The organism is Streptomyces angustmyceticus (genome assembly GCF_019933235.1).
In the GTDB taxonomy this organism is placed as follows: domain Bacteria; phylum Actinomycetota; class Actinomycetes; order Streptomycetales; family Streptomycetaceae; genus Streptomyces; species Streptomyces angustmyceticus.
In genome coordinates this window covers 7,589,916-7,615,957 of the sequence record NZ_CP082945.1, presented here as the reverse complement: position 1 = coordinate 7,615,957, position 26,042 = coordinate 7,589,916, and the positions used below count along the sequence as shown (strand labels likewise).

General features: G+C 72.5%; 8 protein-coding genes. 4 read left to right on the top strand and 4 right to left on the bottom strand.

Annotation, left to right across the window (positions count from 1 at the left end; all coding sequences use genetic code 11):
* Positions 1-19: 19 nt before the first annotated feature.
* Positions 20-12,727 carry a type I polyketide synthase gene (locus K7396_RS33775; RefSeq protein WP_223660299.1) on the bottom strand — a complete coding sequence of 4,236 codons (12,708 nt, stop codon included), beginning with the start codon at positions 12,725-12,727 and terminating at the stop codon, positions 20-22.
* A gap of 444 nt (positions 12,728-13,171) precedes the next feature.
* Between K7396_RS33775 and K7396_RS33770 the strand changes: the two genes are divergently transcribed.
* The gene (locus K7396_RS33770; protein ID WP_086715460.1) at positions 13,172-14,578 is read left to right on the top strand and encodes an NDP-hexose 2,3-dehydratase family protein; all 1,407 of its coding nucleotides are present in this window, start codon (positions 13,172-13,174) and stop codon (positions 14,576-14,578) included.
* Positions 14,579-14,676: 98 nt separating this feature from the next.
* Here the strand turns inward: K7396_RS33770 and K7396_RS33765 are convergent, their stop codons facing one another.
* Together K7396_RS33765 and K7396_RS33760 are read right to left on the bottom strand one after the other, a co-directional pair.
* Positions 14,677-15,303 (bottom strand): TetR family transcriptional regulator, encoded by a 627-nt coding sequence (locus tag K7396_RS33765; protein ID WP_223660298.1) that lies wholly within the window; start codon positions 15,301-15,303, stop codon positions 14,677-14,679.
* A gap of 54 nt (positions 15,304-15,357) precedes the next feature.
* A complete protein-coding gene (locus tag K7396_RS33760; RefSeq protein WP_223660297.1) occupies positions 15,358-16,146 on the bottom strand; it encodes a FadR/GntR family transcriptional regulator in 789 nt (262 codons plus the stop codon).
* 1,035 nt (positions 16,147-17,181) lie between these two features.
* Between K7396_RS33760 and K7396_RS33755 the strand changes: the two genes are divergently transcribed.
* The 3 genes from K7396_RS33755 to K7396_RS33745 all read left to right on the top strand — a co-directional run bounded on the left by K7396_RS33755 (position 17,182) and on the right by K7396_RS33745 (position 24,961).
* The gene (locus K7396_RS33755; RefSeq protein ID WP_086715436.1) at positions 17,182-20,001 is read left to right on the top strand and encodes a helix-turn-helix transcriptional regulator; all 2,820 of its coding nucleotides are present in this window, start codon (positions 17,182-17,184) and stop codon (positions 19,999-20,001) included.
* 343 nt (positions 20,002-20,344) lie between these two features.
* Entirely contained in the window at positions 20,345-21,223 is an 879-nt protein-coding gene (locus K7396_RS33750) for a LuxR family transcriptional regulator (RefSeq protein ID WP_223660296.1), read from the top strand.
* A gap of 858 nt (positions 21,224-22,081) precedes the next feature.
* Positions 22,082-24,961, top strand: a complete 2,880-nt coding sequence (locus K7396_RS33745; RefSeq protein ID WP_158101071.1) for a helix-turn-helix transcriptional regulator — start codon at positions 22,082-22,084, stop codon at positions 24,959-24,961.
* 88 nt (positions 24,962-25,049) lie between these two features.
* Here K7396_RS33745 and K7396_RS33740 read toward each other — a convergent pair whose 3' ends face one another.
* Positions 25,050-25,766 carry a 4'-phosphopantetheinyl transferase family protein gene (locus K7396_RS33740; protein WP_086715430.1) on the bottom strand — a complete coding sequence of 239 codons (717 nt, stop codon included), beginning with the start codon at positions 25,764-25,766 and terminating at the stop codon, positions 25,050-25,052.
* Between the last annotated feature and the right edge of the window lie 276 nt (positions 25,767-26,042).

The window sequence follows — 26,042 nt, the reverse complement described above, 5'->3', positions numbered from 1 at the left end:
GGTCGGTGTGCGTTCCGGATCAGCCGATCCCGAGTTCCCTGTCGATCAGGTCGAACATGTCCTCATCACTCGCTTCCGCGAGTTCGTCGTCAACGGTCTTCGCCGGGGGCGGCTCCTGGCCGTCCCAGTGGGCGAGCAGGCCGCGCAGCCCTTCGGTGAGCGCCCGCCGGGTGTCGTCGTCGGTGGCCGCTCGCAGTGCGCTCGCGACCTGTCGCAGCTCGGGGAGCACCGGGATGTCGTCCCCTGCCTCCGGTTCCGGGGGGAGCAGGGCGTCCCGCAGGTATGCGGCGAGTGCGGTCGGTGTGGGGTGGTCGAAGACCAGAGTGGTGGGGAGCTTCAGGCCGGTGGCCGTGTTGAGCCGGTTGCGCAGCTCCACTCCGGTCAGTGAGTCGAAGCCCAGCTCGCGGAAGGCCCGAGCGGGCCGGACCGCCTCGGTCGAGGAGTGCCCCAGTACGGCGGACGCGTGGGTGCGGACGAGGTCCAGGAGCATCCGCTTGCGCTTGGGCTCGGCAAGCGCGGCCAGTCTGTCCGGAAGATCCGAACCCTTCTCACCAGTCTCGTCCGCCTGTGCCTCCTCCTGGTCGGCGAGCAGTTGGCGCACGTCCGGGATCTCGTCCAGAAGCGGCCGGGGCCCGCTCACCGTGTAGGCGGGGAGGAAGCGGTCCCACCGGATGTCGGCGACGACGAGGGTCGTCTCCCCCTGGTCGACGGCTTCCCGCAGGGCGTGTACGGCCAGTCCGGGATCCATGGCGGGCACCCCGCGGCGGGCCAGCTGCTCGGCCACGGCCTCGTCGACCATGCCGCCGCCCGCCCAGGCACCCCAGGCGATGGAGGTGGCCGGGCGGCCCTGGGCCCGGCGCCATTCCGCGAGTGCGTCAAGGGCGGCGTTGGCTGCCGCATACGGGCCCTGCCCGCCGTTGCCCCACACGCCGGCGCCGGAGGAGAACAGCACGAAGGCGTCCAGTGGGTGATCGGCCAGCAGCTCGTCGAGGTGACAGGCGCCGGAGATCTTGGCGTGTACGGCCGCCATGGCGTCGTCGAGGGACGTCTCGTCGAGGGGGCGGGCCTCGCCGACGACTCCCGCGGCGTGCACCACGGCGGTCAGCGGAGCCTCGTCGGCGAGCGAGTCCAGCAGCTTGGCCACCGCGGCCCGGTCGGTCACATCGCAGGCGGCCACGGTGACGCGCGCACCGAGTGCGGTCAGCTCGGCGGACAACGCGGAGGCGCCGGGGGCGTCGGGGCCGCGCCGGCCGACGAGTACCAGGTGCTCGGCGCCGCCGCCCGCGAGCGCCCGCGCCACCTGGGCACCGAGGGCGCCGGTGCCGCCGGTGATGAGCACGGTGCCGCGCGGCTGCCACGGCTCGGCGACGGCCGACGGGGCGAGGGGCGCGCGCACCATGCGCCGGGCGTGGACGCCGGACGGGCGGACGGCGTACTCGTCCTGACTGCCGCCGTCACCGCTGAGCAGAGACAGGAAGCGCCTCAGCGCATCGTCGTCCAGGGTCCCCGGCAGATCGATCAGACCACCCCAGCGAGCACTGTGATCGAGGCCGAAGACCCTGGCCAGACCCCAGATGGCCGCCTGGCCCGGGTCGCGGATCGGGTCGGATGCCCGGTGGGCCTCCGGTCCCCGCGCGGAGCCGTCAATGGAGACAGCCCCCTGGGTGACCGCCCACAAACGGGCGTTCACCTGCGAGTCGGCGAGTGCCTGGGTGAGGGCCATGGTGCTGAGCAGGCTGCTGGGCACTCCCCGGTGGCCGTCGGCATCCCGGTCGTCCAGCGCGAGCAGTGACACGAGGTGCAGCCGGCCGTCGGCGTCACCGTGCAGCGCCGCCAGCTGTGCGGCCAGCATTGCGGCCAGATCCGCACGGTCGGCGGTGGCCGATACGGGCATGACGCGAGCCCGTTCGCCGAGACCGCGAGCGGTCGCCTGCACCAGGTCGTCGTCCAGATGGTCGGCGGGAGCGACGATCAGCCAACTGCCGGTCACCTCACTTATTTCTGGCTCGGGTTGGGGCCGCCAGGTGACCCGGTAGCGCCAGCCGTCGACCGTGCTCCGCTGCTGCCGTCCCTGCCGCCACGACGACAGCGCCGGCAACACCTCACCCAAAGCCCCCGGATCGGTCAGCCCCAGCGTCGCCGCCAGACCCTCCACATCCGCACGCTCCACCGACTCCCAGAACCGCGCCTCCACCGGATCCGCCACACCGGCCACCGACGACGGACCCGACTCCAGCCAATAACGCCGACGCTGGAAGGCGTACGTAGGCAGGTCCACGAGCCGCGGACGAGGCACCGCGAACGCCGGCGACCAGTCCACCTCCACGCCGTTCACATACAGCTCACCGAGAGAGGTGTAGAGCCGCGACAGACCACCATCGTCGCGGCGCAAGGTCCCCGTCACCACGGCATCCGCACCCGCCACATCGACGGTCTCCTGGAGTGGCACGGTGAGCACGGGATGCGGACTGACCTCCACGAATGTGCGGTGGCCTGCGGCAATGAGGGCTTCGACGGCGGGCGCGAACTCCACGGTCCGCCGCAGGTTCGCGTACCAGTACCCGCCGTCCATCTCCGCCGTGTCCAGCCACTCCCCCGTCACCGTCGAAAACAGCGGCACGGACGACTCACGGGGCGCGACCGGCGCCAGGGCCTCCGCCAACGTCCCCTCGATCGACTCCACATGAGCCGAGTGCGAGGCGTAATCCACGTCAATGCGGCGCGCACGCACCCCCCGCTCCCGGCACACGTCCATCAGCTCATCGAGCGCGTCGGCGTCGCCGGAGACCACCACGGACGACGGACCATTGACCGCCGCAACCGAAACCCGACCACCCCACCGCTCAACCAGCTCCGCGACCCCGGACGAGGACAGAGCCACCGACACCATCCCGCCCCGGCCCGACAACGCACGGATCGCCTTGCTCCGCAGCGCCACCACCCGGGCGCCGTCCTCCAGCGTCAACGCCCCAGCAACACACGCCGCGGCAATCTCCCCCTGACTGTGACCGACCACCGCCGCAGGCTCCACACCATGAGCCCGCCACACCTCCGCCAACGACACCATCACCGCCCACAACACCGGCTGGACCACATCCACCCGGTCCAGACCCGGCGCACCCTCAACCCCCCGCAACACACCACCCAACGACCACTCCGTGAACGGCTCCAACGCCGCCGCACACTCACCCAACCGACCCGCAAAAACCGGCGAGGAATCCAACAACTCCACCGCCATCCCCACCCACTGCGACCCCTGCCCCGGGAAGACGAACACCGTCCGACCTGGATCACCCACCGTGGCGACAGGACTCAACTCCCGTACCTGTGACGCCAGTTCATCGGTATCCGAGCCCACGACCACCGCCCGGTGCTCGAACGACGACCGCGAGGCCACCAACGACCAGCCCACCTCCACCGGCGACCAGTCACTGTTCGCCACCCGTGCCGCCAACCGCTCCCCCTGCGCCACCAACGCCTCGGCGGAGCGCCCGGACAGCACCCACGGCACGACCACGCCCGAATCCGACGGCAGCGCGACGGCCGCCGTCCCGGTCGGCTGCGCCTGCTCCACGACCACATGCGCATTGGTCCCGCTGATGCCGAAGGAGGAGACGCCGGCGCGGCGCGGGCGGCCGTCTTCCGGTGTCCACGGACGGGCCTCGGTCAGCAGTTCCACCGCGCCCGACGACCACTCCACATGCGGCGACGGCTCGTCCACGTGCAAGGTGCCCGGCAGTTCGCCGTGCCGCATGGCAAGCACCATCTTCATGACGCCCGCCACACCGGAGGCGGTCTGGGTGTGTCCGATGTTCGACTTGACCGAGCCGAGCCACAGCGGCCGGTCCGCCGCCCGCCCCTGCCCATACGTCGCCAGCAACGCCTGCGCCTCGATCGGGTCGCCCAACGACGTCCCCGTACCGTGCGCCTCCACCACATCCACCTCAGCGGCCGACAGACCAGCGTCCGCCAACGCCGCACGGATCACCCGCTGCTGCGACGGACCGTTCGGCGCCGTCAAACCGTTCGACGCACCGTCCTGGTTGAGGGCCGTTCCGCGGACGACCGCCAGCACCGGGTGACCGTTGCGGCGGGCCTCCGACAGGCGTTCCACCAGCAGCACACCGACGCCCTCGGAGAGTGCGAAGCCGTCGGCCGCCGCCGAGAACGGCTTGCACCGGCCGTCCCGCGCCAGCCCCCGCTGTCGGCTGAAGCCGATGAACGGCCCGGGGTCGGCCATGACCATCGCGGCTCCGGCGACAGCGAGCGTGCACTCCCCCGAGCGGAGTGCACGCACCGCCATGTGCAGGGCGACCAGTGACGACGAGCACGCCGTGTCGACCGTGACAGCCGGGCCTTCCAGTCCCAGGGTGTAGGCGACCCGGCCGGAGGCGACGCTCGCGGCCGCCCCGGTCGCGAGGTAGCCCTCGAACTGCTCGGGGTCCGACGTACGCAGACGGTTCCCGTACTCCTGGTCGGTGACACCCATGTAGACGCCGGTTCCGCTGCCGCGCAGGGACTTGGGGTCGATGCCCGCACGTTCGAAGACCTCCCAGGAGGTCTCCAGGAGGAGCCGCTGCTGCGGGTCCATCGCAATCGCCTCGCGCGGCGAGATCCCGAAGAACTCGGCGTCGAAGTCACCGGCATCGCGCAGGAACCCGGACTCCCGGACGTAGCTCCTGCCCGGCTGGTCGGCATCGGGGTCGTAGAGGCCGTCGAGGTCCCATCCGCGGTCGGTGGGGAAGGCGGACATCGCGTCGACGCCCTCCCGGACGAGCCGCCACAGATCCTCGGGCGACCGCACACCACCCGGGAACCGGCAGGCCATGGACACGATGGCGATCGGGTCGTCGTCTGCGGGAGCGGTCACGGGGAGGGGGACGAGAGCGGGTGCCGTGGCGGGCTGTCTGCCGCCTGCCTCCTCTCCGCCCAGTTCGACGCCGACGTAGCCGGCGAGCGCGGCCGGGCTGGGATGGTCGAACACCACGGTCCTGGGCAGCCGCAGGCCGGTGGCCCGCCCCAGGCGGTTGCGCAGCTCGACGGCGGTCAGCGAGTCGAATCCAAGCTCCTTGAAGGGGCGTTCGGGGTCGACCGGGGCCGTCTTGTCATGCCCGAGCACCGAGGCGACCTGCTCACGGACGAGGTCCAGCAGTGCCGCGGTGCGCTGCCGGGCATCGAGCCCGGCGAGCCGCTCGGCGAGGGGCGAACGTGCCGAGCCGAGCCCGGTTTCTCCGTCCCCGTCTCCGCCCTCGCTCTCGCCCTCACCCTCGTCCGCCACCATTTGTGGGATCTCGCTGAGGAGCCGGCTGGGCCGTACGGAGGTGAAGACGCTGCCGAAGCGCCGCCAGTCGACATCGGCGACCGCGATCGAGGTCTCGTCGTGGTCCAGCGCCTGCTGGAGGGCGGTGAGGGCGGTGGCCGGGTCGATCACGGGCACGCCACGGCGGCGCAGCACGTCGTGCATCGAGCCGGAGATCATGCCGCCGCCCGCCCACGGGCCCCAGGCCACCGACAGGACCGGCAGCCCGCCGGCCCGTTCGCGGGCGGCGCGGGCGTCGAGGATGGCGTTGGCGGCGGCGTACGCGCCGTGCTCGGCCACTCCCCACGTGCCGGAGATGGAGGAGAAGTAGACGACGGCGTCGAGTGGTGCGGGATCGAGTACGGAGGCCAGATGGCCCGCTCCGGCGACCTTGGCCGCGAGCGCGGCCGCGAGGTCGTGCGGCCCTGCCTCCGCCAGCGGGCCGAGGGCGCTGACACCCGCGGCGTGCACCACGGCGCGGACGGGTTCCCCGTCCTGCTCGATCTGCCGTACGAGGGCCGCCACCGCCTGCTGATCGGCGAGGTCGCAGCCCGCGACGGTGACCCGGACCCCCTGGTCACGGAGTTCGGAGCAGAGCGCGGCCACGCCGGGGGCATCGGTGCCACGGCGGCCGGTGAGGACGAGGTGTTCCGCGCCGTTGGCGGCGAGCCAGCGGGCGATATGGGCGCCGAGCGCTCCCGTGCCGCCGGTGACGAGGACGGTGCCGCGCGGCCGCCAGGAGCGCCGTGCCGGCTTCCCGGCGACCGGCGCGGGAACGAGCCGCCGCCCGAAGACACCGGCCCCGCGGACGGCGAGCTGGTCCTCGTCACCACCGGCAGCCAGGATCCGCGCCAGCAGCGCCACTTCCCGGCCATCGGCTGCCGCCTCGCCGGGCAGGTCGATGAGGCCACCCCAGCGCTCCGGATGCTCCAGCGCCGCGACCAGGCCGAGCCCCCAGATCCCGGCCTGGTCGGGGTTGGCCGGCGCAGGGTCCGCAGCGGCGGGGCCCTCCACGCCATCGCCGGTGGACCGGCTGGTGGAATCAGCCGTGGCGGCATCCCGCGTGGTCTCGACCGTGCTGCCGACGGCGACCGCGCCTCGGGTGACGCACCACAGCGGGGCTTCGATCCCGGCCTCTCCGAGTGCCCGGAGCAGCGCGAGGGTGAGCGAAAGGCCGGTGGGTACGCAGGGCTGGGTAGGGTCCGGCCGTTCGTCCAGGGCCAGCAGGGACAGCACACCGGCGAGGGGACCGGAGGCGGCACGACGCAGCAGATCGACGAGCCCGGAGCTGTCATCAATGGTCAGTACGTGCGGGCGGGCGCCCACTTCCTCCAGCGCCTCGCGGGCACCGCGCACCTGGGCATCGTTCTCGTACCCGGCCGGCACCGCCAACAGCCATGCAGCGCCTTCTAGTTGGCGGATGGACGGCTCCGCGAGGGGTCGCCACACGACGCGATAGCGCCAGCCGTCGGCCGTGCTCCGCTGCCGCCGGTTCTTGTGCCACGACGACAGCGCGGGCAGCACCTCGTCCAAGGCTTCGGCGCCGGGCAGCCCGAGCGTGTCCGCCAGCGCCGCGGCGTCCTGGTCGCCGACGGCCGTCCAGAACGCCGCTTCCTCGGGCGAGGCGGCGACGGCCGGCGCATCCGGCTCCAGCCAGTAGCGCTGCCGCTGGAATGCGTACGTCGGCAGCTCCACCCGGTGCGGCCTGCGGCCGGCGAAGACGGGGGACCAGTCGACGTCCACGCCGTTCACATACAGCTCCCCGAGCGAGGCGAGGAGTCGCGGCAGACCGCCGTCGTCCCGGCGCAGCGTGCCGGTCACCACCGCATCCGCGCCCGCGTCCTCCACGGTCTCCTGAAGCGGCACGGTGAGCACGGGATGCGGGCTGACCTCGACGAACGCGCGGTGGCCGACAGCGATGAGGGCTTCGACGGCGGGCGCGAAGCCCACCGTCCGCCGCAGGTTCGCGTACCAGTAGCCGGCGTCCATCTCCGCCGTGTCCAGCCACTCCCCCGTCACCGTCGAGAAGAACGGGATCTCGGAGGTCCTGGGTGTCACCGGCGCCAAAAGGCCGAGCAACTCCTCGCGGATCGACTCCACATGCGCCGAGTGCGAGGCGTAATCCACGTCGATGCGTCGGGCCCGGACCTCGCGCTCGCGACACACCTCCATCAGCTCATCGAGCGCGTCCGCATCACCGGAGACCACCACAGCCGTCGGGCCGTTGACCGCCGCGACCGAGACCCGGCCGCCCCACGACTCGATCAGCTTCGCGACCTCGGACGAGGACAATGCGAGGGACACCATTCCCCCGCGGCCCGAGAGGGCACGGATGGCCTTGCTGCGCAACGCCACGACCCGCGCGCCGTCCGCCAAGCTCAACGCCCCGGCGACGCAGGCCGCGGCGATCTCCCCCTGACTGTGACCGACCACCGCCGCAGGCTCCACACCATGAGCCCGCCACGCCTCGGCCAACGACACCATCACCGCCCACAACACCGGCTGGACCACGTCGACCCGGTCCAGTCCCGGCGCGCCCTCAGCCCCCCGGAGCACCTCCTGTAGCGACCAGTCGGTGAACGGCTCCAACGCCGCCTCACACTCACCCAACCGACGCGCGAAAACCGGCGAGGAGTCCAGCAACTCCACCGCCATCCCCGCCCACTGCGACCCCTGCCCAGGGAAGACGAACACCGCTGACGAAGCGGGGGCGGTGGGTACGGAGCCGGTGGCGGTACGGGGGCCGGGGTCGGCCTCGGCCAGGGAGCGCAGGTCCGCGAGGAGGGCGGCGCGATCGGTGCCGATGAGGACCGCTCGGTGTTCCAGTGCCGCGCGCGTCGTGAGGAGGGAGTGTGCGACGTCGTACGGTGTGGCGGCGTCGGGGAGGGAGTCGAGGTGGGTGGCGAGTGCGGCAGCCTGGGCGCGCAGGGCTTCCGGGGTACGGCCGTGCACGACCCAGGGCACGACCGGCTGGTCACGGCGGTCGCCGTCCGCTCCTTCCGCCTCGCCCGGCTCCGCCCCGTCCAGCCGTGTTTCCGGGGCTTCCGGGGCTTCCGGGGCTTCCGGGGCTTCCGCCGGAGGCTGTTCCACGATCACATGCGCATTGGTGCCGCTGATGCCGAACGAGGAGACACCGGCCCGGCGCACCTGCCCGTTCGCCTCCCACGGCTGGTCCGTGGTGAGCAGCCGTACCGTGCCCGCCGACCAGTCCACATGCGGGGACGGCGCGTCGAGATGCAGGGTTTCCGGGAGGACGCCGTGACGCAGGGCGAGCACCATTTTGATGACCCCGCCGACCCCTGCGGCAGCCTGGGTGTGCCCGATGTTGGACTTGAGCGAGCCGAGCCACAGCGGCCGGTCCGCCGCCCGCTCCTGTCCGTACGTCGCCAGCAGCGCCTGCGCCTCGATGGGGTCGCCGAGTGCGGTACCGGTGCCGTGCGCCTCGACCGCGTCGACGTCGGAGGGCCGCAGCCCGGCGGCGGCGAGCGCGGCGCGGATCACGCGTTCCTGCGAGGGGCCGTTGGGGGCGCTGAGGCCGTTCGAGGCGCCGTCCTGGTTGGTGGCGCTGCCGCGCAGCACCGCCAGGACCGGGTGGCCGTGGCGGCGGGCGTCCGACAGGCGTTCCAGCAGCAGGATCCCGGCGCCCTCGCCCCAGGCCGTGCCGTCGGCGGCCGCGGCGAACGGCTTGCACCGGCCGTCGGGCGCGAGTCCCCGCTGGCGGCTGAACTCCACGAACATGCCGGGTTGGGACATCACCGTCGCCCCGCCGGCGAGCGCGAGAGTGCACTCCCCGGCGCGCAGTGCCTGCGCCGCGAGGTGCAGCGCCACCAGGGAGGAGGAGCACGCCGTGTCCACGGTGATGGCCGGCCCTTCGAGACCGAGGGTGTAGGCGATGCGCCCGGAGGCCACGCTCGTGGTGGTACCGGTCAGGACATGGCCCTCGACCTGCCGGCCCGCCTGGTGCAGACGGGGACCGTACTCCTGGGCCATGGCCCCGACGAACACTCCCGTGCGGCTGCCGCGGGCCCCCGTCGGATCGATGCCGGCCCGTTCCAGCGCTTCCCACGAGGTCTCCAGCAGGAGTCGCTGCTGCGGGTCCATCGCCAGGGCCTCGCGCGGCGAGATCCCGAAGAAGCCGGCGTCGAAGGACGCGGCGTCGAGGAAGCCGCCCTCGCATACGTAACTGGTGCCCGAGCGTTCGGGGTCGGGGTCGTACAGCCCGTCGGTCTGCCAGCCGCGGTCGGTGGGGAACGGCGCTATGGCGTCCACCCGGTCGCGCAGGATCTCCCAGAGGTCTTCGGGCGACCGTACGCCGCCGGGGTAGCGGCAGGCCATCGCGACGATGGCGATGGGCTCGTCGGGGGCGGCTACTGGGCCGTGGTTCGGGCCGACCTCGCCCGCATTATCTATGCGTTCGGCGTCAAGGAAGCCGGCCAGTCGGGTGGGTGAGGGGTGGTTGTAGAGCGCGGTGGACGGCAGTCGTACGGCGAGCGCCCGGTTCAGCCGGTTCCGCAGTTCCTCGGCGGTGACCGAGTCGAAGCCCAGGTCCTTGAACGTGCGGGCGGCGTGGAGCGCGGAGGGGTCCCGGTGGCCGAGCACCGCGGCGGCGTGGTCCCGTATGACGTCGAGGGTGGACCGGCCCGTCCCGGGGCGTTCGGTCGCGCCGGCGGCGGGCTGGTCCTGTGTGGCGATCGCCGTGCGGTGGGGGTGCGCGCCGGTGGGCTCCACCCAGTGCCGCTCGCGCTGGAAGGCATAGGTGGGAAGGTCCACGAGCGGGGGGCGGGGCGCGGCGAAGGCCGGGGACCAGTCGACGTCGATGCCCTGCACATGGAGCTCGCCGAGTGAGGTGTAGAAGCGGGCGAGGCCACCTTCGCCGCGGCGCAGGGTGCCCACGACGGCCCCCTCGGCGCCCGCGGCCTCCATCGTCTCCCGCACCGGCATGGTCAGGACGGGGTGGGGGCTGACCTCCACGAAGGTGTGGTGCCCGGCGGCGGTGAGGGCTTCGACGGCGGGCGCGAACTCCACGGTCCGCCGCAGGTTGGCGAACCAGTAGCCGGCGTCCATCTCCGCCCCGTCCGACCACTCCCCCGTCACCGTCGAGAACAGGGGCACCTCAGGCGCCCTGGGCACCACCGGCGTCAGAACCTCAAGCAACTCCGCGCGGATCGACTCGACATGCGCCGAATGCGAGGCGTAATCCACCTCGATGCGCCGTGCCCGGACCTCGCGCTCCCGGCACGCTTCCACCAGCCGGCCCAGAACATCACTATCACCGGACACCACCACCGACGACGGACCGTTGACCGCCGCAATCGAGACCCGACCACTCCACGATGCGATCAACTCCTCCGCTTCGGGCCGGGGCAGCGCCACCGACACCATTCCGCCTCGGCCCGAGAGGGCACGGATGGCCGTGCTGCGCAGCGCCACGACCCGGGCGCCGTCCGCCAAACTCAACGCCCCGGCGACACACGCCGCGGCAATCTCCCCCTGGCTGTGACCGACCACCGCCGCAGGCTCCACACCATGCGCGCGCCAGACCTCCGCCAGCGACACCATCACGGCCCACAACACCGGCTGGACCACATCGACCCGGTCCAGGCCCGGGGCGCCCTCATCCCCCCGCAACACCTCACTCAACGACCAGTCCGTGAACGGCTCCAACGCCGCCTCACACTCACCCAACCGACCCGCAAAAACCGGCGAGGAATCCAGCAACTCCACCGCCATCCCCACCCACTGCGACCCCTGCCCCGGAAAGACGAACACCGCCTTGCCCGTGCGCTCAGTCACCTCGCCGACCGTCACCGCCGCATCGGGCCGCCCCTCCGCCACCGCCCGTACCCCAGCGATGAGTTCGTCGGCCCGGGAACCCACGACGACCGCTCGGTGCTCGAACGACGACCGGGACGCCAGCAGCGACCAGCCCACCTCCACCGGCGACAGGTCACCATCGGTCACCCGCGACACCAGCCGCTCCGCCTGCGCCGCCAGGGCCTCGGCGGAGCGCCCGGACACCACCCAGGGCACCACCACGGGCACCACGACGGGCGTCTCCGGTGCCGACGGGGCGCCGTCCCGTCCGCCGGCGGGCTCGTCGTCTCCGGAGTCCTCGGCGCGTGCCACGATGAGATGCGCGTTCGTGCCGCCCATCCCGAACGAGGAGACACCGGCGACGAGTTGCCGACCCTCCTGCGCCGTCCACGGGCCGGACTCGGTCTGCACCCGCAGGTTCAGGGCGTCCAGCGGAATACCGGGGTGGGGTGTCGTGAAGTTGAGACTCGGCACGAGGTGGCCGTGCTCCAGGCACAGCACCACCTTCAGCAGTCCCGCGATGCCGGCGGCGCCTTCGAGGTGACCGATGTTGGTTTTGACCGAACCCACGGGCAGCGGGGTGCTCCGGCTCGGGTCGGTGCCGAACGCGGCGCCGAGCGACGCCGCCTCGATGGGGTCACCGACCCTGGTGCCGGTGCCGTGCAGCTCCACGTACCCGAGGTCGCCGGGGTGGACACCGGCGCGCGCGCAGGCCAGGCGCAGCACCTCTTCCTGCGCGGCGGCGTCCGGGGTGGTGAGGCCGGGCCCACCGCCGTCGTTGTTGACGGCGCCGCCGCGGATCACACAGTGGACGTGGTCGCCGTCCGCCCGTGCCCGGGAGAGGGGCTTGAGGACGACGAGGCCGCCGCCCTCACCCCGTACGAAGCCGTCCGCGCGGGCGTCGAAGGTGTGGCAGCGGCCGCTCGGGCTGAGCGCGCCGAAGCGGGCCATGGCGAGGGTGCTCTCGGGGGCGAGGTTGAGGTGCACCCCGCCGGCCAGGGCGGTGTCGCAGTCGCCGCGGCGCAGGCTGTCGCAGGCGGTCTGGACCGCGACGAGAGAGGAGGACTGGGCGGTGTCCAGGGTCATGCTGGGGCCGCGCAGGCCGAGGTGGTAGGAGAGGCGGTTGGCGATGAGTCCGCGGTTGAGGCCGGTCGGTGTGTGGTGGTCGAGTGCCTCGGGGCCCTGCTGGTGGACGAGTACGGCGTAGTCCTCGACGGTGGCTCCGATGTAGACCCCGGTCCGGTGGCCGTGCAGCCGTTCCGGGCGGAGGCGGGCGCTTTCCAGTGCCTCCCAGCCGAGTTCGAGGGCGAGCCGCTGCTGGGGGGCCATCGACCGGGCCTCGCGGGGGGAGACGCCGAAGAAGGCGGCGTCGAAACCGGCGACGTCGTCGAGGAAGCCGCCCCGGGGCGGCTCGGCCAGCCCTGACTGGGCGAGGAGTTCGGTGCTCCACCGGCCGGCCGGCGCTTCGGTGACGGCGCTGCGGCCGTCGCGCAGGAGGTGCCAGAGGGCGTCGGGGCCGGCTGCCCCGGGCAGGCGGCAGGAGAGGCCGATGACCGCGATCGGCTCGCCGTCCGGCGAGGGAATCGTGGAGCCCGCGGGTTCCGACCCGTTCATCAAACGCACTCCCTACGCGCAGCGGCACAGTCACGGCTGGAGTTCACCGTTCCACAGCGGCGGGCCGCGAACGGCGGGCCGCGGGCCACCTCTAGGGGAACTCCTAGGCGGTGCGGAAGGTCCTTCCGCACCGCTCTGAGCAGGGCTTCCGCAGAGGTACGCGGCTTGCGTCCGCGGGGGTGGGCGACAGCGTGGGACGGCGGCCCGGTGCGCGTCGCCGGGTGTTCGCGCGCGGCCGCCGCCGGCCCGGCCGCAACCGGCCCGTACGCGGCCGGCCCGTACGCGGCCGACCCGTAAACACCAGCCCCGTACGCGGCCGCCGCAGAGACTAGGTGAATGCCAGGACTCCCGGGTGCAGGCTGCCGGAGGAGAGGTCGCCGTCCGGTGCCGCCGGCCATCGGCGGAGCCGTACACCCATCAGCCTGGAGGGGCGCAGCAATGCACATGGACAGCACAGTGGAGCCTTCGTACGCAGCCGGCTCCGCGGTGTCTTCCCGGCGGGCGGTGGCGCTGTCGTCCCGGCTGGCCGCTTCGGCGCTGGCCACGGAGGGCGGGGTGATGAGCAACGAGGCGTTCCACGCGTGGTTCGAGGAGCGGCAGCGCACCCATGCGCTCCAGGTCAGCCGGATACCGTTCGGGGAGCTGCGGGGCTGGGGCTTCGCTCCCGGGAGCGGGAACCTGCGGCATGACAGCGGGCGTTTCTTCTCCATCGGGGGTCTGCGCGTCCGCTCCGACTACGGGCCGGTCCGCGAGTGGTGCCAGCCGATCATCCACCAGCCGGAGATCGGGGTGCTGGGCATCGCGGTCCGGGAGATCGACGGGGTGCTGCACTGTCTGATGCAGGCCAAGCCGGAGCCGGGGAACGCCAACGGGGTGCAGCTCTCCCCCACGGTGCAGGCCACCAAGAGCAACTACACGCGGGTGCACGGCGGTTCCGCCGTGCCGTACATGGAGTGCTTCACCGATCCCGATCCGCGCCGGGTGCTGGCCGATGTGCTCCAGTCCGAGCAGGGGTCGTGGTTCTACCGCAAGCGCAACCGCAACATGGTGGTCGAGGTGGGGCCCGAGGTCGAGGCGGGCGAGGACTTCTGCTGGGTCACCCTGGGCCAGCTCGGTGCGCTGCTGCGCCATCCCGATCTGGTGAACATGGATGCCCGTACGGTGCTGTCCTGCATCCCCGACTGGCGGGCGGGTTCGTCAACGGCCCATGGCGGCCTGCACTCCGATACGGAGATCCGTAGCTGGGTCACCGCGCGACGGGCCCGGCACGAGATCACCGCCGAGCCGCTGCCGCTGTGCGAGGCGGAGGGCTGGCGCCGGTCGGAGGAAGCGATCTCGCATGAGAGCGGGCGCTTCTTCAGCATCGTCGCCGTCGAGGTCAGCTCGCACCGGCGGGAGGTTCCCGCCTGGTCGCAGCCGCTGCTCGAACCGCACGGGCTGGGGGTGGCCGCGCTGCTGGTGAAGCGGATCGGCGGGGTGCCGCACGCGCTGCTCAGTGCCCGGGTCGAGCCGGGGTTCCTGGATGTGGTGGAGCTGGGGCCCACCGTGCAGTGCACGCCGGAGAGCTATGCCCCGCTTCCGGCCGGGGACCGCCCCCGGTATCTCGATGTCGTACTGGACCGCCGTCCGGAGCGGACGCTGTTCGATGCGGTGCTGTCGGAGGAGGGCGGCCGTTTCCGCCATGCCCGCAGTCGCTACCTGGTCATCGAGGTGGACGAGGACTTCCCGACCGCGGCGCCCGAGGACTTCCGATGGGTGACACTGCGTCAGATCAATGAGCTGCTGAAGTACAGCCACCAGCTGAACGTGCAGGCCAGGACCCTGGTCGCGGGGATGAGGACGCTGCCCTAGCCGGGCCGGACGAGGCCGGGGCCGGTGCTCCGGGCCGCCCCGGAGCACCGGTGTCGCCGGCGGGTGTACGTGGCGGACGTGGAGCTGCCGGGCGTCGTTCAGGCGGTGGCGCGGGTGGCGCGGTCGAAGATGTCGGCGAGCTGCCTGCCGTACGCTTCGAGGTCGACGTCGGGGGTGAGCATGTGGTGCCGCAGGGTGTTGTCGATGGCCCCGCGGATGGCCACGGCCATCACCCGGGGTTCCAGGTCCGCGAACTCCCCGGCGGCCAGCCCCTTGTCCAGACAGTCCACGAGGACGTCGAGTGATGCGGTGGCCTGGTTGACGGCGCCGACCGGGACGTTGTCCCGGTCGCGGGTGCCGAGGACGATCTCGGCGAGGGCGAGGGTGTGCCCGGGGTACTCCGCCATGAACGCGAGATTGGACTCGATGTAGACGCGGAGCTTGGCCCGGTAGGTCTGCTCGCGCTGCAGGCGGGGCCCGACGAATTCCTCGGCGGCCCGCAGGACCGTGGCCACCACCTCGTCGAAGAGCTCCGCCTTGCCGGCGAAGTAGTACGAGATCATGCCCGTGCTGCTCAGACCGGCCTGCTGGGCGATCTTGCTGAACGAGGTGTGGGGGTAGCCGTGCTCCGCCACCGTGTCGATGGCCGCCCGCACGATCTGGGCGCGCCTGGCCTCCTCGGTGAAGGTCCGCCCGCCTTGTTCACCCGCCCTTTTCGCACTCACGAGCAAAAAGTAGCATAAGCAAGCAAGAAGGGGTCCACGCCCAGAGGTCCGCCGTCAGGGGCCCGCGGGTTCCGGGATGGCCGGAGTCGGCGTGCACCGGCAGCCCGGGGCGGCGGGGAGCGCCGCGCGTTCGCCGCCGGTGCGGTCCTGCCGGACGATGGTGGCCAGTGCCCACTCGACATGTTCGAGGTGGGCGGTCATGGCCCGCACGGCGTCCTCCTCGGAGTGCTCGACGATCGCCTCGACGATCGCGCGGTGCTCCCGGTTCGACTGCTCGCGGCGGTCCCTGGCCAGCATGTCGAGAAAGGTGGACTGCCGGGCCAGGGCGTCCCGGATCTCCTCAATCACCTTGCGGAACACCGGGTTTCCGGCCGACTGGGCGATGGAGATGTGGAACAGGGTGTCCAGGGCGACCCAGGCCGTGGTGTCGGTCTGCCGCTCCATCCGCACGAGCAGCCCCTCGAGGAGATCGAGGTCGTCCTGGGTGCGCCGGGTCGCGGCGTAGGCGGCGACCGGGACCTCGACGTGCCGGCGGGCCTCGACGAGGTCGCGTGCGGAGTACGCGCCGAAGGTGGGATCGTCCGTCGCCCCCGACGACGCGACGTAGGTCCCCTTGCCCGCGCGGGAGGCCGTCAGCCCCAGGGCCTGCATGGCGCGGAGTGCCTCGCGGACGACGGAGCGGCTCACCTCGAAGCGCTGGCCCAGCTCCGCCTCCGAGGGAAGCTTGTCCCCGACCGCGTAGTCGCCCCGCTCGATGGCGCCACGCAGGTCGCGCAGCACGACCTCCATCGCATTGACGCGCCGAGCGGGCACCCCTGCTGTCCTGCTGTCCAGGTCGACCATGCGTCGCATCCTGTGGCGGCCCCGCGAAACGCGTCAACGACCACGGGGGAACTTCTGAGCGTTTCCCTAGAAGAGTGGCCGAAGTCGCTCGCTTGAAGGCTCTGGAACCGGCCACGACCTGCGTCGATGACCGAGGGGACCATTGGCGGCGCAGAACAGGACGTTGGTCCGGTTGACTGCTCTCACCTGGAGTTCGACGATGCGTCGTGAACTTGTCGGACAGCCGGACAGGCACGACTGAGAGGTTCGTTCCGGCTGCCCGTGCACCACCCCTCCGCGCGGCGGCCGGACCGGCTGCCCGCCCGGCCACGAGCCGGGCCACCGCCGCGAAGAAGAAAGCTCAGATTCCCCTCAAGGGCCTCGCAGAACACCCGAGATGGGTGCGTAACATTGGTCACACCGTTACGTCCCGGCAGTCTCTCCGGGGAATTCTGCTTTGCCGCCGCCGTGCGATCCACGGCGCCGGCGCCGCTCGGAGCCCGAAGCCGCACCGAGCCCCGCCCCCGCGCGAAAAATTTCATGACGGACGCCGCTCGCAGTCAAATTGCTTTCCCGGAAGAGGCTACCGCCGAGTATTTCCTTCCAGCCGTTCCGGGATCCGCCGGGACCACCCTTCGATTGCCGTCCGGTGCACCCGTTCCACGCCCCTGAGAAGGGGTACTCACAACGATGTGGCAATCTTGAACGCAGCGAATACGAAATCCCCGTGAACCGCACCGCCGTTGGAGGGTGAAGGCCGACAGGAAGCAACAGCAGAAACCAGCTCACCGCAATCCACGCCGGGCGCTCGGCGTGAGCGACAGAAACCCAGCAGGCTGCCCCGACCGCACTGCCCAGCCGGATTTTTGCACTTCCTGCCCCTCCTCCAGCGCCACCCACGGCGGCACGTCCGTAGCCGTACACCGGTGCGCCGGGCTCCGACAGCAGCGCGGCCGGGAGACCCCCGGCACCGCTCCCCGCCCGGCCGCACGTGTGCGACACCCTCGGCACCCGCCGCCGCGACAACAGCCCGCGGTCTGAAGGGATCTGAACCTGATGTTGCTGGACCGCGAAGCCGAACTGGACCTGGCAGATGCCGCCCTGAGAAGCGGGCGGGGCTCTCTGGTGCTGGTCAGTGGTCCGTTGGGGGTGGGCAAATCAGCCCTCCTCGACGGCATCGGCGCACTCGGCGCGGCGCAGGGAGCCCAGCATCTGCGGGCGAGCGCGACCCCCAGAGAGCGGGGTTTCGCCCTCGGAGCGGCCCGCCAGCTCCTGGAGCCGGCGCTGCGGCAGGCGTCGCCGGAGACGAGGGCGCGATGGACCTCGGGCGCCGCGGGCCGGGCGCTCGGCGCGCTGGAAGCCGACCGGCCGGGCGGCGCCGGACCGTCGGAGACCGATCCGGACGACCTCACCGCGATCATCGAGAACATGGCCCGCGACCAGCCCGTTCTGCTGCTCGTCGACGAACTGCAGTGGGCGGACCCGGCGACCCTCCAGTGGCTGCGGCACCTGAGCGGGCGGGTGGCCCGCCTGCCGGTACTGCTGGCGTGTGCCGTCCGCGAGGGCGACACCCTTTCCGGGCATCCGGCGGTCCAGGACGTCGTCGACCGGGCCACGCACATCCTGCGCCCCGCGAACCTCGCTCCGCACGACACCCACGAGCTGATCCGGCGGCATTACGGGGAAGCGCCGGACGACGTGTTCACGGCGGCCTGCCACCGGTCCACCGGAGGCAATCCGCTGTTCCTGAGCTGCCTGCTGGCGGATGCGGCGCCGCGGGGCCTCCAGCCCGCCGCGGAGAACGCCGAGGCGGTGGGCGCGCTCCGTCCGGCCTCGCTGCAGCACCGGCTGCGGCTGCGCCTGGACGCGCAATCGGAGCAGGTCAGAAGGGTTGCCTGGGCGGTGGCCGTGCTCGGCGACACCACGAACCCCGAGCTGCTGAGCAAGCTCGCCGAGGTGGACTCCACCGGGCGGGACCACGCCCTCCGGCAGCTGACGGATCTCGGCCTGACGACCGGCATGCAGAGCCCCCGATTCGTCCACGCCCTGGTGCGGACGGCGGTGGCGGAGGGCATCCCCCCGGAGGAACGGACCGCCCTCCACACGCTGGCGGCCGAGCTGCTGCACCGGGCCGGACGGCCACCCGAGCAGGTGGCGAGGCATCTGATGGCGCTGACGGCACCGGCCTGCACCTGGGCCAACGAGGTGCTGCGCGCCGCGGCAGGCGCCGCGCAGCGCAGGGGCGCGCCCGAGGTCGCCGCGGGCTACCTGCGGCGGGCGCTGATGGACTGTTCGTCGGACGACGAGCGGGCGGATCTGCTGATCGACCTGGCCACGTCGGAGCGCAGCTTCGCCCCGTACGCGTCCGTGCGGCACATCGCCCAGGCCGTGCTGCTGTGCTCCGGACCCGTACAGCGCGCGCAGGCCGTGGTGCGGCTGGCGCCCAGCGTCTACTCCTCGACGCTGCTGCCCGTCCACGAGCTGCTGCAGGAGGCGGCGGACGCGCTGGGGCCCGGGGACCGGCTGCGGGGGCCGGACCGGGAACTGGCGCTGCGCCTGGAGGCCCGCATCCGGCAGTCGGCACTGTCGGACCCCGAGCACCTGGCCGACTCGGTGGCCCGTCTCGTCGGTCTGGGCCCCGAGCCGAGGACGGACACCGTGGCCGAGCGGGAGCTGCTCGCTCCGCTCCTCGGTGCCGTGACGTTCTCCAACGCGCTGCCCGCCCATGAGGTGGCGCCGCTGGCGAACCGCGTCCTGGAGCGCGAGCCGCCCCTGCCGGGGCATGTGCACACCACCATGCCGCTGGTGGTGGCCAGTCTCGTGGCCGCGGACTCCGTCGACGGACTGGCCTGCTGGCTCGATGCGGTGGAGGAGAACGCGGTGGGCCGGCAGACGCGCGTGGAGCAGGCGATGATCGGCACCGAGCAGGCGCTCGTCTCGCTGGCCCGTGGCCGGCTGACCCGGGCCAAGAAGCAGGCGGTGACCGCCTTCGAGCTGGCCGGGGAGAAGCACGAAGAGGTCTTCACGGTGTCCTCGATGACCCTGGCGACCTGCGCGATCCTCACCGGGGACCACCAGCTCGCCGACCGGCTCCTCGCCGTCAAGTACCGGGCGGAGGACGATCCCTACGTGTGGTCGGGGCTGGCCATGCTGAAGGGGCAGAGCGCGGCCCGGAAGGGCGATCTGGACGGCGCGCTGGGCTGCTTCCTGGACGCCGGACGCCGTCTTGAGCAGTGCGGATGGCTCAATCCGGCGCTGCTCCCCTGGGCCTCGGCCGCCGCGTTCCTGCAGCTCTACCTCGGCCGGCGCGAGCAGGCACGGGAGCTGAGCGCGCTGGAGGTGGAACGGGCCCGTGCCTGGGGTGCGCCGGGGCCGCTCGGCCGGGCGCTGCGCGTGTACGGCCACATGGTCGAGGGCCCGGGCAGCACCGAGGTGCTGAGGGAGGCGGTGGACGTGCTGCACATGTCCGCCAACCGCTTCGAGCTGTGCCAGGCCCTGCTGGACCTCGGCGAGCGCCTCGGCCCGGCCGACGCCCGTGGCCGCGCGGCACTGCACCAGGCCCACGCGGAGGCGGTCGAGTGTGACACCCCCTGGCTGGCGAGCCGGGCGAAGGAACTGCTCGCCGGGGCACCGCCGGACCCGGAGGTCACCCGCGGCCAGCTCACCCCCTCGGAACGAAAGGTCGCCGAGCTGGCCGCCTCGGGGCGGACGAACCAGGTGATCGCCGGCGAGCTGAACATCACGTGCCGTGCAGTGGAAAAGCATCTGACGAATTGCTACCGCAAGATGTCAATTCCCGGGCGAGTACATCTCGTCACCGCATTGGAAGAACTCGACCGGCAGCCCGACTCGCCCGGCGCGGCGGCGCCTTACTGATCCTGCCCGCCGGCACCATTCCGATCCGGCGCGTCCTCGTCTTTGTGGTACCGGCCGGCGTCGCTCGACGGCGCCGGCCTCTCTCAACAATCCGTTCATGACCAAGAGTTATTGCTACCGCACCGTATTGATACCGAACCACCGAACCGAGACACCACAGTGTTTTGCCGCATGCCACCTGTCGCGTTGACTCTCGGTAGGCGGCGTTCCTAGTCTCGGAACAGCGGAATACCAATGCAAAGAAAGGCACTTCGCTCCGTAGACCGAAGGAGCGAGGACGACCAATGCCTCATTCGGCCGTCGGATTTCCCGGTGCGTCGACCGCAGAAAGACGGTAGCTCCCTTGACATCCCAGCACTACGCCGACCCGACGCCTCTGGCGGCGCCTCAGGCCCCGGCCCCCCGCACCCCGCGTGCGCCCGACCAGCCCGCCACGGGGGCGGGGCGGCGCCCGCTCGACCACCAACAGGCCTGTATGGCCAGTCTCGACGCCACGCTGGCGATCGTGGCCGCCGACGCGGAATTCTTCCGGCTGTTCGGCCAGGACTCCACCGAAACCTGTGGCCGCAGCCTCTACTCGCTTCTGCACCCCAGCGCTCCCGGGCTGCTCAACCGGCACTTCGCCCGCCTGGCCGAGGGGCAGCGCACCCGGTTCGTGGAACGGATGGTGGGGATCCGAGGCGAGGAGGTGCCGTTCTCGGGCGAACTGACCGGCATAGCGGTGCGGAGCGAGGCGGGGCACGCACCGTCGTTCGTCGTGGTGGTCCGGCCCGACGACGACTCGGCCTCGCTCCCCCGCCAGGACGACGCGCCGGCCGCCCGCAGGCAACTGCTCACCGAACTCGACGCGCAGATCCTCGAAGGCGTCGCGAGCGGCGCCTCCACGGTGCAGTTGGCCGCCCGGCTCTACCTCAGCCGGCAGGGCGTGGAGTATCACGTCGGCCTGATGCTCCGTCGGCTCAAGGCGCCCAACCGCGCCGCGCTGGTCGCGCGGGCGCACTCCATGGGGATGCTCACCATTGGCAGTTGGCCGCCCAGGGTCCTCCCCGAGTTCGTGAAGGACGCCGACAACCGGCGCAGCCGCGGCACCCGTGGCAGCCGGGCGGACTCTTCGCGGCAGCGCACCGCTGCCGCCCGTGCCGAGGCCGCGGCGCCTCGTACACCGTCGGCCTCCTCCGGCGCCCGGACCACGTCGGCGATGCCGAACTCCCGGGCCTCATAGGGCTTCAGCACGGCCGGCAGCACAGTGGGGCGTCCCCGGTGGGGCGCCCCTTTCTGGCGCCCGGGGGCCGGGCACCTCTCCTCTGGTGTAGGGAATTCCTCAACTGCCTTTGGCGAGGATGGACATGTCGCCGACACGGCACCCGGGACCCGTGCCCCCGCGCTCCGGGAGCCTTACTGGGAAGCGGCGACGAAGGCCGGCGAACACCTCCGGCCTGACGCGCACCGGCTCCGTGAGGACAATCCCCTTCCTCACGGAGCCGGCGTTGCTCCGCCGGGCGGCGGCACACCGGGGGAATCGCCCCGTCTGCCCGAGCCACTCCTGTCGCTGACGTAGCGTCAGTCTTCTGCACGCCCCCGTGCTGACCGCCCCACCCACTCCGTCATCGCTGTTCCGTCGAGTCACACGGTGCACGGGTCTCACTCCCGGCCGGGTCATCGGGCTAGAGTCAACTCAGCTGGACAGGCGCTGTCGCCCGGCCAAGCGTCAGCGGCGCACGCATGCCCCTGGCAGGAGACGCCCCGGTGCGGGACCGGTCGGACGGCGCGCTCCGGCACGGCGCCCATCCGGCACCGGGGAGATCTCTTCGCCGAAACTTCGCCGTCCCGGCACCCCCGGAGGTCTCCCGCTCACCGCATATAGGAGAAACTGAAGACAGCCCCCTACGGGGAGAGGCCAAGGACACAGCCATGGACAGCCAGCATTCCTGTGCGCACGGGCGCCGCCGCGTACCGCGCGGGGCCTGCGCGGGAACGGACCGGCCGGCGGCCGGCAGCCGTCCGGATGCTGCGCTCCTGCCCGCAGGGGACTGCCCGGCACGACCGTGCCGGGTGCAAGTGCGGACAGAGGAGACTCCCGATGACCGACGGGATACCCACCGACGCGTTCGAATGCCAGCGGGACCGGCTGACACTCGTCAACCGCGAGGAGGAGCTGTCCGCCCTCTCCGCTCTCGTGCAGGACGCCCGCGCCGGGTCAGGCGGTATCGCGCTCCTGGAGGGCGTCGTCGGCATCGGGAAGAGTCTGCTGCTGCACCGGCTGGTCGCCGCCCTCCCCACCGAGGGTCTGCAGGTGCTGGAGGCGCGTGGTGACGCGCTGGAGCGCGACTTCCCGTTCGGTGTCGTGCGCCAGCTCTTCGAACCGCTGCTGGCCACCGCCGACGCACCACAGCTGACCAGGCTGCTGTCGTGCAGTGCCCGTACGGCCGCTCAGGCGCTGAGCGGTGAGACGCTCCCGGGCGACGTCATGGTCCCCACCGAGGACATGTCGTACGCCGTGCTGCACGGGCTGTACTGGTTCACCTGCAATCTGGCGGCGGAGGCGCCGCTCGTGATCGTGGTCGACGACGCGCACTGCGCCGATATGGCCTCGCTGCGCTTCCTGACCCACCTCGCCCGCCGGATCGAGGGTCTTCCCGTCGCGCTGCTGCTGTCCCAGCGCACCGGCGACGAGGCGACGGACGCCGCGCTCCTCGGTGACATCGCGGGACAGCCGCTGTGCCGGGTGCTGCGGCCCGGGCCGCTGACCCGCCACGGGATCGGCCGGCTGGTGAAGACCGTCTTCGGCCGCGAGGCGGACGCCGAGTTCCACCAAGCCTGCCTGGCCATCACCGGCGGCAACCCCCTGCTCGTCCACTCCCTGCTGACCGTCCTGCGGCTCGACGGCCGGCCGCCGACGGTCGACGGGCTGCAGTACATCACCGCGCACGACGGTGCCTTCCTCCACGAGGCGGTGCGGGCCGTCCTGCGCAGTCAGCCCGAGTCCGCCTCTGCGGCCGCCCGAGCACTGGCCGTGATGGGCGACGACGCGCTGCCCGAGGTGTGCGCCAGGCTGGCCGGGCTGGATGACGCGACCCACCTGGCCGCGCTGCGGGCGCTGCGGGCCAACGGGCTGGTCTCGGAGGTCGACGACGGCCGGACATGGTCCTTCAACCACGGGCTGATCAGGGAAATCATCGTGGCGGACCTGCCGCCCGAGCAGCTTGCGGAGGAGCACCGGCGCGCCGCCCGTCTGCTGCTGGACGCGGGGGCACGTGCCGAGCAGGTGGCCGGTCACCTGCTGCTGACCACCCGGCCGGCCACCGAGGACTGGGCGGTGGCCGTGCTGCGGGAGGCCGCCCGGGAGGCGACGTTCCGTGGCGCGCCGGCGCTGGCGGTGGACCTGCTGCGGCGCTGTCTGCCCGGGGACGGGCAGCCGCCCGAGGACATCCTGGTCCTGGTCGAGCTGGGACTGGCCGAGGCGGGCGTGGACCCGCAGGCGAGCGTCCGGCACCTGCAGGCGGCGCTGGAGCACGTACACGAACCGTCGCTGCGCTTCCGTCTGCTCAGCTCGCTGGCCAGCGGTCTGGTCCGCTGCGGGCAGTCCCTCCAGGCGGTGCGGCTGCTCGCCGAGCAGGCGCCGACGGTCCGCGACGCCGATCTGCGGCGCCTGCTGGAGGGGCAGCGGCTGATGGCGTCGGCCGAGGACCTCAAGAGCCTGGCCGTGACCTTGCGGGAGTACCCGTTCGACATCAGCCGGCCCGGTACCACCCCCGGCGAGCGGGCCCTGATCGCCGCGGGGGCCGGTCTGTGCTCGGTGCGCGCGGACCGGGCGCAGGAGTCGGCCGCCGCGGCCCGCCGGGTGCTGGAGAGCAGCGTGCCCGGTGTCGACTCGCCGTTCTTCCTCACCACGGCGGCGACGGCCCTGCTGTACGCGGGACTGCCGGGTGAGGCGGACGCCGCCTTTCAGCGGATCGTCGACGCCACCCGGCAGAGCCAGCGGCTGCTGCTGTACGGGCTGTGCCAGGCGCTGCGGGCCGAGGCGCACTACCGGCTGGGGGCGCTGTCCGAGGCGCTGGCGGCCACCCGCTCGGCGCTGAACGTGGTGCCGCCCAGCCACTGGGGCCGCACGCTGGCGCTGCCCGTCGCGACCCAGATCCATGCGTTGATCGACTCCGGTGATCTGGCCGGCGCCGACGCGGCGGCCGCGCAGGCCTTCCCGGCGACGAGCCTGGACACCTGGCAGTGGAACGAGTTCCTGTGCGCGAGGGGGCGGCTGCGGCTCACCCAGCGGGACCCGAAGGGCGCACTGGTGGACCTCCTGGAGGCCGGCCGACGGCAGCGCCAGTGGACCCGGACGAGTCCCGCCGTGTCGTCCTGGTGGTTCTGGGCCGGCCGGGCCCACCTCGCCCTGGGGGCGCCGGGGGCCACCAGGGAACTCGCCGAGGAGGCCGTGGAGCGGGCCCGCGAGGGGAACCTGACCGATGCGCTGGGCGCCGGTCTGCGGCTCCTCGCCACGACGGAGAGCGGTGCCGGGAAGCTGGGCACGCTGGAGGAAGCGCTGTCCGTCCTCGACGGCTCCCCCGCGCGGCTCGAACGGGCTCACGCGCTGGTCGACTACGGCTCCACCCTCCAGGCGTGCGGGCGCACGGACGCGGCCCGGGAGACGCTGCGCCAAGGGCTCGATCTCGCGTACGCGCTCGGTGCCGCCCGGCTGCACACCCAGGCCAACGACGCGCTGCTGGCCACCGGCGCCCGCCCCCGCAGAGTCACGTCGAGCGGCGTCGAGTCGCTGACGCCGAGCGAGGCGCAGGTGGCGCGGATGGCCGCGGGCGGAGGGACCAACCGGGAGATCGCCGAGGAGCTGTTCGTGACCCAGCGCACCGTCGAGCAGCATCTGACCTCCGTGTACCGCAAGGTCGGGGTGTCCGGGCGCCGGGGCCTCGGGGCGTTCTTCGACCCGGAGAGCACGGCGACGTGACGTCCGGCCCGTAACGCGTCTGCGCACCGTCCCGCGGGGAGCGGTCGCCATGTCCCGCCCCCGCCGGCCGTGGCGCGGCAGCCGCCCGTCACCGCGTCGCCCCCGTCGCGGCCCCGGCTCCGGGCGCCGGGCCCGGCCGTCCTGCTTGGCCGGCGGGGACGGCCACCGCGGTCATGACCAGGCCCGCCCGCACGGCCCAGCGTCCCTGGAAGCCGGTCAGTACGGAATCGCCCAGCCGCCACCCGGGCACCAGCAGCCGCGCGGTGAAGGTCCCGTGGTCCGGGTCGAAGGAGAGCCATGCGTCCTCGAATTCCAGCGGCCGGCGGGTCATCGGGAACCACGCCTTGTACACCGACTCCTTGGCGCTGAACAGCAGCCGGTCCCAGGGCAACGGCGGTGCGCCATAAGGGCTCTGGGGAAGTGCGGCGCGTTCCCCGGGCAGCGCCACGGCCTCCAGGACCCCGTCCGGCAGCGGCTTCGCCGGCTCGGCGTCGATGCCCAGGGCGAGCACCTCCGTGGACCGTGCGACCACCGCGGCGGCGTATCCCTCGCAGTGGGTGATGGCGCCGACGAGCCCGGACGGCCAGCGCGGCTCCCCGCGTGGTCCCGGCAGGATCGGGACGGGCGGCGAACCGAGACCGGCCATCGCCCGGCGGGCACACCAGCGGCCCGCCGCGAACTCCCGGGTGCGCTTGGCGACCGCGCGGGCGACGAGGGGCTCCTCCTCCGGCAGGAGCGCCGCGGCCGGCGGTGTGCCGAAGACCTCCGCCGCGGACACCGGCTCCGGCAGTAACTCGTCGATCACAGCGGTACCTCCTGTCCTTGCCCCTGTGCGGGCGCCTTCGTGGGCGCCGGTGCCGAGCGGCACGCACGGCGCTGTGGGCCGAGACTAGATCGCGCCCCCGGACGGGACCACCGCAGTGGGCGGCCGCGCCTCAAGTCCCGGGGAATCGACCAGACTTTCCCGTTCGCGCGGGGTCGTCCGGCTCCGCCGGGCGGGGCAGGGGCCGTCCTCCTGGCGGGCTCAGGTGACCGCACCCGTGGCGATGGTTCCCGGGGCCGGGCGCTTTAGGGATTTCCC